18 protein-coding genes are annotated in these 14,052 nt (G+C 51.2%); all 18 read left to right on the forward strand.

Annotated elements, in window-relative coordinates; genetic code table 11:
• Position 1: 1 nt before the first annotated feature.
• The 18 genes from FHT67_RS05440 (at position 2) to FHT67_RS05525 (ending at position 14,051) form a co-directional block, all read left to right on the forward strand.
• Positions 2-217, forward strand: coding sequence for a hypothetical protein (locus tag FHT67_RS05440; RefSeq protein WP_208403113.1), 216 nt, complete (start codon positions 2-4; stop codon positions 215-217).
• 336 nt (positions 218-553) lie between these two features.
• Entirely contained in the window at positions 554-1,258 is a 705-nt protein-coding gene (cmk, locus tag FHT67_RS05445; protein WP_208403114.1) for a (d)CMP kinase, read from the forward strand.
• 4 nt (positions 1,259-1,262) lie between these two features.
• Positions 1,263-1,838, forward strand: a complete 576-nt coding sequence (locus FHT67_RS05450) for a lysophospholipid acyltransferase family protein (RefSeq protein WP_132304658.1) — start codon at positions 1,263-1,265, stop codon at positions 1,836-1,838.
• A 78-nt stretch (positions 1,839-1,916) separates the two neighbouring features.
• The gene (gene rpsA / locus FHT67_RS05455; protein WP_167196267.1) at positions 1,917-3,155 is read left to right on the forward strand and encodes a 30S ribosomal protein S1; all 1,239 of its coding nucleotides are present in this window, start codon (positions 1,917-1,919) and stop codon (positions 3,153-3,155) included.
• Between the two features lie 177 nt (positions 3,156-3,332).
• Positions 3,333-3,941 (forward strand): YphA family membrane protein, encoded by a 609-nt coding sequence (locus tag FHT67_RS05460; protein ID WP_208403115.1) that lies wholly within the window; start codon positions 3,333-3,335, stop codon positions 3,939-3,941.
• Positions 3,938-4,852, forward strand: a complete 915-nt coding sequence (locus FHT67_RS05465; RefSeq protein WP_132304664.1) for a YIEGIA family protein — start codon at positions 3,938-3,940, stop codon at positions 4,850-4,852. Before FHT67_RS05460 ends, FHT67_RS05465 begins: the two co-directional genes overlap by 4 nt.
• Positions 4,845-5,024 (forward strand): capping complex subunit for YIEGIA, encoded by a 180-nt coding sequence (locus FHT67_RS05470; RefSeq protein ID WP_132304666.1) that lies wholly within the window; start codon positions 4,845-4,847, stop codon positions 5,022-5,024. The genes FHT67_RS05465 and FHT67_RS05470 overlap by 8 nt, the downstream gene beginning before the upstream one ends.
• An 80-nt stretch (positions 5,025-5,104) precedes the next feature.
• On the forward strand, positions 5,105-6,427 hold the full coding sequence (gene der, locus FHT67_RS05475; protein WP_127494203.1) for a ribosome biogenesis GTPase Der: 1,323 nt from the start codon (positions 5,105-5,107) through the stop codon (positions 6,425-6,427).
• Between the two features lie 12 nt (positions 6,428-6,439).
• On the forward strand, positions 6,440-7,045 hold the full coding sequence (gene plsY / locus FHT67_RS05480) for a glycerol-3-phosphate 1-O-acyltransferase PlsY (RefSeq protein ID WP_132304668.1): 606 nt from the start codon (positions 6,440-6,442) through the stop codon (positions 7,043-7,045).
• Between the two features lie 8 nt (positions 7,046-7,053).
• Positions 7,054-8,088, forward strand: coding sequence for an NAD(P)H-dependent glycerol-3-phosphate dehydrogenase (locus tag FHT67_RS05485; RefSeq protein ID WP_132304670.1), 1,035 nt, complete (start codon positions 7,054-7,056; stop codon positions 8,086-8,088).
• Positions 8,089-8,182: 94 nt separating this feature from the next.
• A complete protein-coding gene (locus tag FHT67_RS05490) occupies positions 8,183-8,458 on the forward strand; it encodes a stage VI sporulation protein F (protein WP_132304672.1) in 276 nt (91 codons plus the stop codon).
• Between the two features lie 122 nt (positions 8,459-8,580).
• Positions 8,581-8,760, forward strand: coding sequence for a DUF2768 family protein (locus tag FHT67_RS05495; RefSeq protein WP_132304674.1), 180 nt, complete (start codon positions 8,581-8,583; stop codon positions 8,758-8,760).
• A gap of 45 nt (positions 8,761-8,805) precedes the next feature.
• Entirely contained in the window at positions 8,806-9,102 is a 297-nt protein-coding gene (locus FHT67_RS05500) for a 2Fe-2S iron-sulfur cluster-binding protein (protein WP_132304676.1), read from the forward strand.
• Between the two features lie 28 nt (positions 9,103-9,130).
• Positions 9,131-9,742, forward strand: a complete 612-nt coding sequence (locus tag FHT67_RS05505; protein WP_167196273.1) for a nucleotidyltransferase family protein — start codon at positions 9,131-9,133, stop codon at positions 9,740-9,742.
• Positions 9,739-10,086, forward strand: coding sequence for a 2Fe-2S iron-sulfur cluster-binding protein (locus FHT67_RS05510; protein WP_132304680.1), 348 nt, complete (start codon positions 9,739-9,741; stop codon positions 10,084-10,086). The genes FHT67_RS05505 and FHT67_RS05510 overlap by 4 nt, the downstream gene beginning before the upstream one ends.
• A gap of 21 nt (positions 10,087-10,107) precedes the next feature.
• Positions 10,108-10,872 carry a DUF3939 domain-containing protein gene (locus tag FHT67_RS05515; RefSeq protein ID WP_132304682.1) on the forward strand — a complete coding sequence of 255 codons (765 nt, stop codon included), beginning with the start codon at positions 10,108-10,110 and terminating at the stop codon, positions 10,870-10,872.
• A 272-nt stretch (positions 10,873-11,144) separates the two neighbouring features.
• Complete coding sequence (gene spoIVA, locus FHT67_RS05520; RefSeq protein WP_132304684.1) at positions 11,145-12,623, forward strand: stage IV sporulation protein A; 1,479 nt, start codon at positions 11,145-11,147, stop codon at positions 12,621-12,623.
• A 303-nt stretch (positions 12,624-12,926) separates the two neighbouring features.
• Entirely contained in the window at positions 12,927-14,051 is a 1,125-nt protein-coding gene (locus FHT67_RS05525) for a sugar ABC transporter substrate-binding protein (RefSeq protein ID WP_167196276.1), read from the forward strand.
• Position 14,052 lies beyond the last annotated feature (1 nt).

Here is a 14,052-nt window from a genome sequence, read left to right on the forward strand (position 1 = left end):
TATGCTGAAAGACAAGGAAAAGGATGGAAGCCGGATGCGGATTGCAGAGGACGAAGAAGAGTTGAAAAAGCAAATGGAGGCCGTGTCGAAACGGCTCGTCAGGTTTGCTTTCATCCTTATAATCGCCGTGGTATTGTCGCAAATTTTGCTTCAAAACGACACAGTTCGACACTGGGTGACAGCCGTCGAGCATTGGGAGGGCGAAGCATACCGCTAGCCTTCTAAGCCCCGGGCGACAGCGGTTTTGGGCAATTGCGGTTTTTGCATCTGCGTATATTGTGTGGTATAATTTTCACGATCGCAGGCGGTGCCTGCTTTTTTCTTGAATTCCAAGTTATTGTGGAATTCGCCGGAGATGATACATACTCCCGGTTATTTTCAAAGGGTTTCGGCCCTTTTGGACCGGCCAAGCCGTTAATGCCTGAGAAGCAGATGCCCGCATCAACGTCAGCATTCGGCTAGCCTTTTGATTAGGCTTAGGCTATCGATGCAAGAATCAACACGTACAGCCTGAACGGGACTGCCAGTGTGTTAATTCTTTTGGGGAGGTAGAATGTTGGTGATGCAGCAAGACGGTGACAGCGACCGAATCAACATTGCGATAGACGGTCCTGCCGGTGCAGGGAAGAGTACGGTCGCACGCAAGGTTGCCGAACAGCTAGATTACATCTATATCGATACGGGAGCGATGTATCGGGCTGTTACACTAAGTGCCCAGAGGGCGGGAATTGAGCCGCGGGACAATGAAAGACTGGCTGAGCACGCTAAGACGCTGGATATCAAGCTGGCGCCGGGCGATAAAGGTCAAGCCGTCTTCTTGAATGGCGAGAATATAACGGATCTGATCCGTTCCAGGGAAGTCACGCTTGCCGTCTCGCATATTGCAGCAAATGAAACCGTAAGAGAAATGCTTAGCAAGCTCCAACGGCAACTCGCGGAGCGCAAAGGCGTTGTCATGGACGGCCGGGATATCGGGTCGCATGTGCTGCCGGGCGCCGAGCTGAAGATTTTCCTCACCGCATCCGTACAAGAACGCGCACAGCGGCGTTACAAAGAGATTGCGGGAACGCAGTCGATCACTTTGGAGCAGCTTGAACGGGAGATCGCGGAACGCGACCGCTTGGATGAGCAGCGCGAGATTTCGCCGCTCATTTGCGCAAAGGACGCCATTGTACTTGACAGCACGTCGATGTCAATCGATGAAGTTGCGGCTACCATTGTGAAATTAAGCCGAACCAAATTGGCGGAGGCGAAGTAAACTAATGTTATATGGCATTTTTAGGGCCGTGTTTAATGTCCTGTACGGATTATTGTTCCGCCTGGAAGTCCGGGGATTGGAAAATATTCCGAAAGAAGGATCCGTTATTCTATGTTCTAACCATATCAGCCTGCTTGATCCGCCTGCTGTCGGCATCAGGGTGCCGCGCAAGGTTCATTATATGGCGAAAGACGAGTTGTTCAAAATCCCTGTATTTGGATCCTTGATCCGGGCATGGGGCGCGTTTCCCGTAAAACGTGGCGTCGGCAAGGATGCGATCCGCGCCGCGCTTAACCTTCTTGGCGAAGGAAAAGTGATGGGAATTTTCCCGGAGGGCACTCGCAACAGCGACGGAGCCGCGGCAAAGAAAGGCGCAGCCATGATTGCTTACCGCAGCGGAGCTGCAATAATCCCCGTAGCGGTAGTTGGCCATTATAAGCTTTTCCGTAAAATGAGAGTTTTCTACGGCAAACCGGTTGATATTTCTGCTATTATAAATGAATCCTCGCCGGATAAGCTGGACCGTATTACGGATGCCATTATGTCTCGGATTTACGAGATGATTGAGAAGAACAAATAACAGGTGTTTTAAATACTGCTTTTCATCGTGAAAGCGGATTTAAATAAAGTTGGGGTATGAATTGAGGAGGTTATTTCCATGTCAGAAGAAATCAATGTTCAAGACCAGGCAGCAATGGACAACTTTGTGTCCTTGAAAAAAGGCGATACTGTTAAAGGTACAATCATCAAAATCGATGATAACCAAGCTTATGTAAGCCTTGGATATAAATATGACGGCGTCATTCCGGTTCGCGAGCTTTCCGCTGTGCAGCTGGATAACGCAAACGATGCCGTTCAAGTTGGCCAAGAGGTTGAACTGAAAGTTGTCAGCATCGACGACGAGAAGGAAAAGCTTGTTCTTTCGAAGCGTCTGATCGACGGCGAGAAAGCTTGGGACGTTCTGCAAAGCCGTTTCGAAAGCGGAGAAGTATTCGAAGTAGCGGTTGCCGACGTTGTAAAAGGCGGCCTTGTGGCTGACGTTGGCGTACGCGGCTTCATTCCCGCTTCGATGGTAGAGCGCCATTTCGTTGAAGATTTCAGCGATTACAAAGGCCGCACGCTCCGCGTTAAAGTAAAAGAAATCGACCGCGAGAACAACAAAGTGATCCTGTCGGCAAAAGACGTGCTGGACGCTGAGTTCGAGCAAAACAAACAACAAGTCATTGCCGGCCTGCAAGTTGGCGCGCAGCTTGAAGGTACCGTGCAACGCTTGACTCCGTTCGGCGCTTTCGTGGATATCGGCGGCATCGACGGTCTGGTTCACGTTTCCGAGCTGTCCTGGCAGCATGTTGCTCATCCGAAGGATGTTGTATCCGAAGGCCAAAAGGTTACGGTTAAAGTGCTTAAAGTCGATCCTGCGGCAGGCAAAATCAGCCTGAGCATCAAAGCGGCTCAACCAGGTCCTTGGGAATCCGCCGCCGGCCAATTCAACGTTGGCGACATCGTAACGGGTACGGTTCGCCGCCTTGTTACTTTCGGCGCATTCGTTGAAATCGCTCCGGGCGTTGAAGGCCTTGTGCACATCTCGCAAATCGCTCACCGTCACATCGCAACTCCTTTCGAAGTTCTGAAAGAGGGCCAAGAAGTGCAAGCGAAAGTGCTTGATTTCAACCCTGCCGAAAAACGCGTAAGCCTGAGCATCAAAGAAACGGAAGAAGCTCCCGAGCAGCCGGCTGCTTCCGAGCAAGCTCCTAAATCGGGCAGACCTCAACGCGAGCGTACTCCTCAGGTTAAGCCTGAAGATTTGGGCAACAACCCGAATGTCAGCTTGAACAGCTCCAGCATGAGCTACTCGCTGGGTGAGCGTTTCGGCGATAAGCTGAGCAAATTGAAATAATTTAATATCGATGTAATAAAGAGGCCATTCCTGATTAGGTTCTAATCGGGAATGGCCTCTTTTTCTATTCCGGAATTGCAAAAAACGGGAATAGCCCCTTTTATTTGGAGCATAATAGGTCAACGAGAGGTGATTTTGCTAGTGAATGCGGGATATATTTCCATCTGGATTATGCTAATGGCTGCTATTTTGATTTCAACAGGCTGGTCGGATTTTGTCGGATTGACAATTAAGCATAAAAGATGGTTTTTTATTGCGCTTGCCGTGTGCGCGGCGCTTCAGCCGATACAAGAAACCTTCGGGTTTGGATCCATTCAGCTTCATGTTTTTGCGGGAACAATCCTGCTGATGCTGATCAGCCTGCTTGCGATGCGCGGGCCGCTTGTATGGGATTCGCGAGGGTATCTTCTTATCTGTGCCCTGCTGGCCGGCATGATCTGGGGGAGCGTGAGGAAGATGTACAGCGTTGACCCCGTGTTCTTCTGGCTCGATCCGCTGCTGGACGGTCCCGTTGTAGCCGGCGTGCTGGCAGCGGCCTTCTCGTCGAAGGGGCAGCATCAATTAACCGTACTGCTGTATGCCGGCGCTGCAGCAGAGCTTGTACATGCCCTGCTGCAGCATGGCGCATATGAGGCGTCCGTCGGCTCGCTTCAGTGGTGGGACAGCATTTGGATTGCTTTTGTCGCTGCGCGCTTGATCAGCCTGCTGTTCCTGCTCGTGCGAACCGGCGTTACGCGATTTATAGCCATCCCTTGGCGGAATAAAGGAGGAAGCTCACCCGAATGAATGCTTATCTTGTGGAGCACAAAATGCTGTTAGGCGTATTGCTCGGAATCGTATTTGGCATTGTATCACGGCTTCTTATGCTGACTACCGATTACAGGCAGTATCCGACTTACCCTCACGGGCGGATCATTCATATCTCCCTTGGGGTGATTGCCGCCGCGCTTGGAGCGGTTGCCGTTCCCGCCCTTTACAACAAGGACTATACGGCGATCACTTTCCTGTCGCTTGCCGCCCAGCAATTCCGTGACGTGAGGAAGATGGAAAGAGAGACTTTAACCAAGATCGACGAGCTGGAGCTTGTCAGCCGAGGCTCCACTTATATTGAAGGCATTGCGATGGTCTTCGAGGGACGGAACTACCTGGTTATTATGACGGCCCTGGTGACGAGCTTGTTCTCTATCATTTGGAACATTTACCTTGGCTTCGCAGGCGGAATTCTGTCGCTGCTCTTTGTGCGCTTCCTGAAATCGGGGAAGACGATTTCCCACATATGCCGCACCGAGGGAGCGGAGGTTCGCGTAGACGGTCCGGACCTGTTCGTCGGCGACATCTATATCATGAACGTTGGCCTGCAGTCGAATCAGGAGATCATCAAGGAGCGTGGAATGGGCTTTATCCTGACTCCCTATAATCCTAATGGAAAAGTAACGATCGGGAACCTCGGCCAAAGACAGGCGATCCTGTACGATCTGTCCACGATTCTTGGCGTTTACCGGGATGACGGGGAGCCGGCGCTTATTCCGATGGCTAAGCTGGACATGAAGGATGGACGGCTTGCCGTATTTTTCCTGCCGCAGGAGAAAGACGCGACGAAAGCGCTCCAGATCATTAACAAAGTTCCGATTCTGGAGTCTGCCGTCCGCATGCCTACCGAGGCTTCCGTTAATAAGGAGGCTCCGAACAATGGCTAAAATCATTGCAGTCGTAACCACCCAGCACGAGAAGGTTGGCGGTGGCGCGCCTATCTTTATTGAACCGGACGATAAGGCGATGCAGCAGACCGCTTTCCTGCTTGAAAAAATTTTGGATGCCAGTGCGCATGACTTGAAAAACGGCACGATTGTCATTGTAAACCATCATTAAAAGATGTAAAGTTAGCCAAGAACGTTGTTTTTTGCTATGATGATAGTCGTGAGTATTTCTGAAGGAGTGAGCATTGACCTATGGCAAGACCCGTTATTGCAATAGTTGGTCGCCCGAATGTGGGCAAATCCACCATTTTTAACCGGGTGGTTGGCGATCGGCTGGCAATCGTTGAAGATAAACCGGGCGTAACCCGGGACCGTCTTTACAGCCCAGGAGAATGGAATGGTAAAGCATTCAGCATCGTTGATACAGGCGGTATTGAAATCGATGGCGAAGATGAAATTATGAAATCCGTCCGCATGCAAGCGGAGCTTGCTATTGAGGAAGCGGACGTTATTATCTTTATGTGCGACGCGAAAGCGGGCGTTACGCATGCGGATGACGAAGTGGCGCAAATGCTGTTCCGATCCCATAAGCCGGTCGTTCTCGCTGTCAACAAAGTGGACAACCTGAACCGGATGGACGAGATTTACGAATTTTACGGCTTGGGCTTCGGTACTCCGATTGCGGTATCCGGCTCGCATGGCCTCGGTATCGGCGACATGCTGGATGCGGCGATCGAGAAGCTTCCGGAGCTTGAAGATGACGGCTATGACGACGATGTCATCCGCGTAGCCTTGATCGGGCGCCCGAACGTCGGCAAATCGTCGCTCGTTAACGCGCTGCTTGGGGAAGAGCGCGTAATCGTCAGCAACGTTGCCGGAACTACACGCGACGCGATCGATACGCCGTTCGAGCGCGACGGTCAGAAGTACGTGCTGATCGACACGGCTGGCATGCGCAAACGCGGCAAGGTTTACGAGTCTACGGAGAAATACAGCGTCATGCGCGCTTTAAAAGCAATCGAGCGTGCCGATGTTGTGCTTGTTCTCATTAACGGCGAGGAAGGCATCATCGAGCAGGATAAGCATATCGCCGGTTATGCGCATGAAGCGGGCAAGGCTTCGATCTTTGTCGTGAACAAATGGGATGTTGTCGAGAAGGATGACAAGACCATGCAGGAATTCACGCAAAATATCCGCGACCACTTCCTGTTCATGACGTACGCGCCTATCGTCTTTTTGTCCGCGAAGACAAAACAGCGCTTGCATAAGCTGCTGCCTGTCGTAAACCATGTATCGGAGCAGCATGCCATGCGGATTCAGACCCATCTGCTTAACGATGTCGTGTCTGACGCGGTTGCTTATAACCCGCCGCCGACGGATAAAGGCAAACGCCTCAAAATCAACTATGTGACCCAAGTGGCAACCAAGCCGCCTACCATCGTGATCTTCGTGAACAATCCGGAGATGATGCACTTCTCATACGAGCGTTATCTCGAGAACAAGATCCGTGCGGCATTTGATTTTGAAGGAACGCCTGTCCGTCTGTTCACTAGAAAGAAATCGGATGAAGATTAGGGGAGAAGAAGCTTGATATACGCTGTAATCGCGGTTGTTCTGAGTTACTTGCTTGGCTCGGTATCGTTTAGCATCGTAATCGCCAGACTGGTTAAGGGCATAGATATCCGGGAGCATGGCAGCGGCAATGCAGGCGCTACCAATACGATCCGCGTCCTGGGGAAAGGGCCGGGCCTGCTTTGCTTCGTGCTTGATTTGGGTAAAGGGATCGCAGCGGTGTTTATCGGTCGCTGGCTCGGATTGGATGGGATTGACTGGACGCCTGCGTTATGCGGCCTTGCGGCGATCATGGGACATAATTGGCCGATCTATTTCAATTTCAAAGGCGGCAAAGGAATTGCGACGACGATTGGCGCAATTGCCGCGCTTGCCTTTGTCCCGGCGCTAATCGCCGGGGTTGTTACGATTATTGTCATTGCCATTACCCGTTACGTATCGCTTGGATCGCTTATTTTCGCGGCTTTGACTCCTGTACTTATTTCGATCTTCTTCTATTCCGCTCCCGTATTAACGGTCAGTCTCATTCTATGCGTATTCGCATTTGTACGGCATCGTACGAATATTGTTAAGCTGCTGCAAGGAACAGAGAACAAGCTTGGTGCTAAGAAAGGGTCGTGATCGGAAGGATGTCGCAAGCAAAGTCGGAACATAAAGGGCGTGCGGCGGTACTGGTGGCAGGCAGCTGGGGGACCGCGCTTGCCGCTGTACTGGCCGGCAATGGTTACGATGTACAGCTGTGGACGCGGTCTGCCGAGCATGCGGACCAGATGAATGCCAGTCATAAGAACGAGAAATATTTGCCTGGCGTTACTCTGCCGTTGTCGCTTCACGCGACAACGGACATGCAGGAGGCTCTAAGCGACGTGGAGCTGGCTTTATTTGTTGCTCCTTCATCGGCAATGAGGGCGGTTGCAAAGCAAGCCGCTCCTTATTTGCCGAAAGAGGCTTTGGTCGTACATGCGACAAAAGGGTTTGAGGCCGATACGCTGAAACGTATGACTACGGTTTTGTCGGAGGAGCTGAACCGTCCTGCCGATAAGATAGTCGTGTTGTCGGGTCCAAGCCATGCCGAGGAAGTAATTCGCAAGCAGCCTACAACGGTAGTGGTTGCTTCTGCGGACATGAACGCGGCGGAGCAGGCGCAAGACGCTTTTATGAGCAGCTATTTCCGCGTTTACACGAACCCGGACGTGGTTGGCGTGGAAGTGGCTGGCGCAATCAAGAATATTATCGCTCTTGGAGCAGGCTTGTCAGACGGCCTTGGCTTTGGCGACAACGCCAAAGCGGCTTTGCTTACCCGCGGTCTTGCCGAGATCAGCCGGCTTGGAACGGCGATGGGCGCTAATCCGCTGACCTTTGCGGGTCTTGCGGGCGTAGGCGACCTGGTTGTCACCTGTACGAGTCAGCACAGCCGGAACTGGCGTGCAGGCTCGATGCTGGCGGACGGCACGCCGCTTGAGGAAGTTCTGGAGCGGATGGGCATGGTCGTGGAAGGCGTAAGGACGACCCGCGCAGCAAACGAGCTTGCGAAGCAATACGATGTGCAAATGCCCATCACGGCAGAGTTGTACAGCGTGCTGTTTGCCAACAATTCTCCAAAGTCCGCGGTTGAGAATTTGATGGGCCGCTTAAAGACGCACGAAATTGAACAGTTAGGCTAAGACATGCGCCTATACCAAACATTTGCCCTCCTCATATGATGTTCCAAGGCTAATGCTTATGAGGTCTTCAGCGACATTGAAGGAGGGCAAAAGTATGAGTAACAAGAATCTTTCCAAAGATGTTCTTAATGCAATAAATAAGAAAACCGGCAAAAACATTTCCGAGAATGCGGTGAAAAAATTGGCGAACGGCGTATCGGCATCCACGATGCAGAACGAAGAAGAGCTCCGCAAGCTGATTAAGCAGGTATCGGATATGGCAAAGGTTCCGGTATCGGATAAAACGATGAACGATATTGTAAAGGCCGTGAAAGCCAGCGGCATGAGCATGGGCGGCATCGAATCGTTGATTAAAATGATGATCAAGTAAGTCAAAGCCAAAAGATCTGCCTAAAAAAGCAGATCTTTTGGCTTTTTTTGTCCTTTTTTGAGCTTGATGTTATAATGAGTGTTGCATTTATTACCGTTATCGACTAGGGAGTAGATTAGTTCATGGATCCAATGACGAAGATGTGGATTTCTTTAATCGGGATCGGATTGATGGCGATTGCCGCTGTTATCATTACGTTTGCCCGATTAAAGACCAAAGGCGTTATTAAGTTTTCATTATCCTTTGTTTCTTTTATTCTGCTTGTATTCGGTTTTCTATGCGGGCTGATTGCCATTGTCTAAAAGAAAGACCATACATATTGACAGCGTGAAAGGAACCATAGCCGCATGATTGAACTGAAGGGGAGAACAAGAACAGCGGTTGTTGAGCCCGAGATTGGGGCTACGCTGCTTAAGCACGCGCTCAAAGCCAAGGTAGACTGGTCTTCGAATTGCACAAGAGGTACCTGCGCAAGATGCCGATGCTTGATTGAAGAAGGAGCAGCGGCTCTCGAAGGAATTACGGATGCCGAATGGGACCGGATGGAGCCGGAGGAATTTGAAGACGGTTACCGTCTAGCGTGCCAGGCTGTAGTGAAGAGCGCGGATATTCTAGTGAAAGCCGTAAACAAGCCTTATTTCTAATTAGCAACGCCGGAAAGGATGTGCAGTGATGAACAAACAAACAGCTATAGAAAACGCTCTTGCTGCCATCGTCCGGGCGCTAGAGGGCGTAGGGGCCGATTGGGTACTGGGCGGCAGTGCGGGATTGATGCTGCGCGGATTGCCGCTATCGGCAAAGCCCAACGATATCGATTTGTATGCCGATGATGCCGATTACGATCTGCTCTATGAACGTCTGAAGCCGTATGCTGCCGATACGAAGCAGTTAAGCGAATGCGGTAATTATCGGTCCGTTCTCAGCCATTATGTAATAGAAGGCATTCCGGTTGAACTCGTAGGCGGCTTTGTTGTCCGTGCGGAAGGCTGCCGTTACGTAACCGAAGTCCGCGAATTGCTAAAACCGTTCTCTGAGCAGCTTGCCGTTATGAAGGGGCAAGAGGAGCTGTATGTTCCGGTTGTTCCGCTCGCGCATGAGCTCTGGTTCAATTGGATGCGGCAACGTGAAGACCGGCTGCAAATCGTCGTGGATCGTTATATGCAAGAAGAATCGCGGCATGAGGCAGCCCGATTGCTCCTTGAACAGCGGAATGTGTTCACGATAGAGGCAAGGAAGCAAATGAGTCGGCGGCTTTCCCGCAAGCAGGCAGGTGCTGCCAAATGAGCGGAAGGATTACGTTCTGGCCATCCGGAACAACGATAGAAGTTAAGCCGGGAACGCCAATCCTCTCGGCGGCAAGAAGGGCCGGCGTGCTCATTCAGACCCGCTGCGGCGGCAACGCGGCTTGCTTCATGTGCAAGGTGAAAATACTTCCGGAGAGCGATTTGATGCCGATCGCGGAGGAAGAGAAGCGAAAGCTTGCCGGTCTGGAGGAAGAGGGCTACAGGCTTGCGTGCCAGGCTAAAGTAAGAGGAGTGGTGCAAGTGGACGTTCCGCTTGATCCGCTTCGCGCCGCCGTTCAGAAGCTTCTGGCGAAGCAGGCGGAAGAAAAAGACGAGTTGTGGTAGAACGAGGAGGAGCAATAATCGATGCGGGTGAAAAAAAGAAATCCGTTGCCCGGAGCTTCCGGCCGTCTGGCAATGCTTACTATATTGATCGTAACCGTGCTGTCCTTGGGCGGCTGTATGTACCCGAAGAGCGAGCTTAAGCAAAACCAGGCCGCCCCGAAGGAAGCTGTCCGAAACGTACAGGCTGCTATTGATCAATACCAGTCGGAGACCGGGATGCTGCCTATGAAAAACAGCAGCGAGGATACGCCGGTCTATGAAAAGTTTCAGGTTGATTTTACGCAGCTGAAGAACAAAGGGTATTTGAGCTCGATACCGACGGCAGCTTTCGAGAACGGCGGCCATTATTATTTCCTGATTATCAACGAAGAGACCAAGCCGCAGATCAAGCTGATGAATCTGCTTACCTATCAGCAGATCAATGATATTCAAAGCTGGGTGAACGAATATAAGAAAAACCACGATAACCGGCTGCCTAAAGGCGAGCCCGCTTACCCCGGCTATTCCTATATCGATTATAAAACGATGAACAAAAAAGCGCCGGATCTGCATAGCGACTATTCCTTCCAGACGCTTGCGGCCATCATGGACGAGTCCGGCCGCGTGTATGCGGATTACGGCATTGACATCATGCAGGCCATGCAGAAGAAAGGCGAGGCGGGTATTGCGGCTGACACCGACCTGCGCGCCGTGCTGGTTGATTCCGACATGTACGTACCGGTTAAAGCGCCGGTCTACCATTGGGTGAATCATGAACCTCAGGCCGTTTCGGAACAAGGCAAATAAGCTTAAAACACGAATCCTCATTACCTTCCTATACGGACCGGTAGTGAGGATTTTTTGGTATAGAAATCTTTACATCTTCATATAACTCAATCTTGGAAGGGCAAGAGCGTGACTGACTTAAGGGAAAAATTGTGAAAGGAATCGGAATATTCGGTAGGCTAGGACAATATGATATTACTAGTCCAACAAGCTGTACGAGTTGCGTCGCTGGCCTGCCCTCTGAGTCCGGTGGAAGGCGGCGAACCGGAAAATCAATTGGGAGGGGATATTCAGTGGAGAAAGTGGACATTTTCAAGGATATAGCCGAACGTACCGGCGGGGATATTTACCTCGGGGTAGTAGGGGCTGTCCGTACGGGCAAATCAACGTTTATCAAGCGGTTTATGGAAACGGTTGTGCTTCCGAACATTGCAAGCGAAGCCGAGCGTGTGAGAGCCGTTGATGAACTTCCTCAAAGCGCCGCGGGTAAAACGATCATGACTACTGAACCGAAGTTTGTTCCGAATCAAGCGGTACAATTGCGCGTCAGTGAAGGACTTGATGTAAACGTCAGGCTTGTGGACTGCGTTGGTTACGCCGTCGAAGGGGCGAAAGGTTACGAGGATGAGAACGGCCCTCGCATGATTACCACGCCCTGGTTCGACGAACCGATTCCGTTCCAAGAGGCGGCGGAGATCGGCACCAGAAAAGTGATTCAAGAGCACTCGACTCTTGGCGTTGTAGTAACGACGGATGGCTCCATCGCCGAAATCCCGCGCGCCTCTTATGTTGAGGCGGAAGAGCGCGTAATCGGCGAATTGAAGGAAGTCGGCAAGCCGTTCGTGCTTATCATTAACTCCACTCGTCCTCGCGGCGAAGAAGCGATTCAGCTTCGCGGGGAGCTGCAGGCCAAATACGATATTCCGGTAATTACGATGAGCGTCGCGACTATGGGCGAAGAAGAAGTCATGTCCGTCCTGCGCGAAGTGCTCTACGAGTTCCCGGTTCACGAAGTCAACGTGAATCTGCCAAGCTGGGTCATGGTGCTGAACGAAAACCACTGGCTGCGCAGCAACTACGAAAACTCCGTACGCGATACGGTAAAGGATATTCGCAGACTGAGAGACGTCGACCGCGTAGTCTCGCAGTTCTCCGATTATGATTTCATTGCCAGGGCCGGCCTCAGCGGCATGAACATGGGGCAAGGCGTAGCGGAGATCGATCTCTTCGCGCCGGATGAACTGTATGACCGCATCCTGATGGAGGTGGTCGGAGTTGAAATCCGCGGCAAGGATCATCTGCTCCAGCTGATGCAGGAATTCTCGCATGCGAAGCGGGAATACGACCGGTTCGCGGAAGCGCTCGAGATGGTTAAGGCTACCGGCTACGGGATTGCGGCGCCAACGCTTGCGGAGATGGCTCTGGATGAGCCGGAACTCATCCGTCAGGGCTCCCGCTTTGGCGTAAGGCTGAAAGCGACTGCGCCTTCGATCCATATGATCCGCGTCGACGTAGAATCCGAATTCGCGCCGATTATCGGCTCGGAGAAGCAGACCGAGGAGCTTGTCCGTTACTTAATGCAGGACTTCGAGGCAGATCCGATCAAGATCTGGGAGTCCGACATTTTCGGAAGATCGCTCCATTCCTTGGTTCGCGAAGGCATCCAGGGCAAAATCGCGATGATGCCGGACAACGCGCGCTACAAGCTGCAGGAGACGCTCGGAAGAATCATTAACGAAGGTTCCGGAGGACTCATTGCCATTATCCTTTAAAGCTAGATTAAGAGAACGGTTGAACCGGTATAACGCCGGATCAGCCGTTCTTTTTGCGTTCTGCGGCATTCTGCCCGACGCTGTAACAAATTATTCATTGCAATTATTCGTTGTGGTTAATATAATGGCAATTGTTGAACGTTTCGATCTTTTTCGACATTATTATTCGTGTTTGTCGAGTGATTCCCATATTGTGAAAATAATACTTAAATTCCGATTGACATACTTGGTAAAAATGATATGATTACAAATAGATCATTTCATCTATCATTTTGGTTAGATAAAAAGGGAGAGAAGAAGAACATGAAAAAATGGGGTAAACTTTCATTGACGCTGCTTGTCGCAATCGTTCTTGTCATAGCATCGGCATGCGGCAACAGCAAGAACAACAACAACTCCGCTAATTCCGAAGCTAGCAGCAACGCATCGGCTAACGCGTCGGAAGCGCCTGCAGCATCGGGCAACAGCGAGCTTGACGCACTGAAAGGCAAGAAAGTAGCACTCGTTATGCAGTTCAACACAGGCACATTTTCTTCGCAATACGTAGAAGGCGTGAAAGAGCAAGTTGAGAAGTTCGGCGGCTCCGTTCAAGTTTTCGCTTCCGATAACGACCTGGCTAAAATGTCTTCCAACCTTGACGCTGCTGTCAACCAAGGCTTCGACGGTATCCTGATCGACCATGGACAAGCCGGCGCTCTGGAACAAGGAATCAATAAAGCAAAAGAAAAAGGCATCAAAGTTGTCGTATTCGACGCAGACGTAAAAGTTGACGGCGTACCTGTTCTGCAACAGGACGACCAATCGATGGCGAACCTGACGCTTGAGCAGCTGGCTAAAGACGCTGGCGGCAAAGGCAACATCGTAAAAGTATGGGTAGCGGGCTTTGCTCCAATGGAACGCCGCCAAGTTGCTTATAAAGCATTCCAAGAGAAATATCCTGACATCAAAGAAATCGCGGCATTCGGTAACGCTAACAATCCTGCAATGGACACGCAAGCGCAAATGGAAGCGATTCTGAAGCAATATCCGAACAAAGGCGACATTACGGCGGTATGGGCAGCTTGGGATGAATTCGCAAAAGGCGCTGCGCGCGCAATCCAGCAAGCAGGCCGTACGGAAATCAAAGTATACGGCATCGACATGAGCGACGAAGATCTTCAAATGATTCAAGACAAGAACAGCCCTTGGGTTGCTTCGGCTGCCGTGGATCCGAAGGATATCGGACGCGTTCAAGTTCGTACGTTGTACAAAGAATTTAAAGGCGAGGCTAACGATCCGATTACTGTGCTCAACGCCGTATACGTAAGCCGCGACGAGCTGCCAGCCGAGCAAGTAAGCACGACTCAACTGTCCCAATATATCAAAGGCTGGGGAAGCAGCACGCAAAACTATGAAGACTGGATGAAAGAGCTGGAAGGTTCGAAATAAT

The sequence above is a fragment of the Paenibacillus sp. BK720 genome (genome assembly GCF_011761545.1).
Lineage (GTDB): Bacteria > Bacillota > Bacilli > Paenibacillales > Paenibacillaceae > Pristimantibacillus.

Coding starts and splice junctions, on each gene's coding strand:
- FHT67_RS05500 (WP_132304676.1), top strand. CDS start 8,806: ATGATTGAACTGAAGGGGAGAACAAGAACAGCGGTTGTTGAGCCCGAG.
- cmk (WP_208403114.1), top strand. CDS start 554: ATGTTGGTGATGCAGCAAGACGGTGACAGCGACCGAATCAACATTGCG.
- FHT67_RS05505 (WP_167196273.1), top strand. CDS start 9,131: ATGAACAAACAAACAGCTATAGAAAACGCTCTTGCTGCCATCGTCCGG.
- rpsA (WP_167196267.1), top strand. CDS start 1,917: ATGTCAGAAGAAATCAATGTTCAAGACCAGGCAGCAATGGACAACTTT.
- FHT67_RS05460 (WP_208403115.1), top strand. CDS start 3,333: ATGGCTGCTATTTTGATTTCAACAGGCTGGTCGGATTTTGTCGGATTG.
- FHT67_RS05465 (WP_132304664.1), top strand. CDS start 3,938: ATGAATGCTTATCTTGTGGAGCACAAAATGCTGTTAGGCGTATTGCTC.
- FHT67_RS05450 (WP_132304658.1), top strand. CDS start 1,263: ATGTTATATGGCATTTTTAGGGCCGTGTTTAATGTCCTGTACGGATTA.
- FHT67_RS05515 (WP_132304682.1), top strand. CDS start 10,108: ATGCGGGTGAAAAAAAGAAATCCGTTGCCCGGAGCTTCCGGCCGTCTG.
- FHT67_RS05510 (WP_132304680.1), top strand. CDS start 9,739: ATGAGCGGAAGGATTACGTTCTGGCCATCCGGAACAACGATAGAAGTT.
- FHT67_RS05525 (WP_167196276.1), top strand. CDS start 12,927: ATGAAAAAATGGGGTAAACTTTCATTGACGCTGCTTGTCGCAATCGTT.
- FHT67_RS05485 (WP_132304670.1), top strand. CDS start 7,054: ATGTCGCAAGCAAAGTCGGAACATAAAGGGCGTGCGGCGGTACTGGTG.
- FHT67_RS05470 (WP_132304666.1), top strand. CDS start 4,845: ATGGCTAAAATCATTGCAGTCGTAACCACCCAGCACGAGAAGGTTGGC.
- FHT67_RS05440 (WP_208403113.1), top strand. CDS start 2: ATGCTGAAAGACAAGGAAAAGGATGGAAGCCGGATGCGGATTGCAGAG.
- FHT67_RS05490 (WP_132304672.1), top strand. CDS start 8,183: ATGAGTAACAAGAATCTTTCCAAAGATGTTCTTAATGCAATAAATAAG.
- der (WP_127494203.1), top strand. CDS start 5,105: ATGGCAAGACCCGTTATTGCAATAGTTGGTCGCCCGAATGTGGGCAAA.
- FHT67_RS05495 (WP_132304674.1), top strand. CDS start 8,581: ATGGATCCAATGACGAAGATGTGGATTTCTTTAATCGGGATCGGATTG.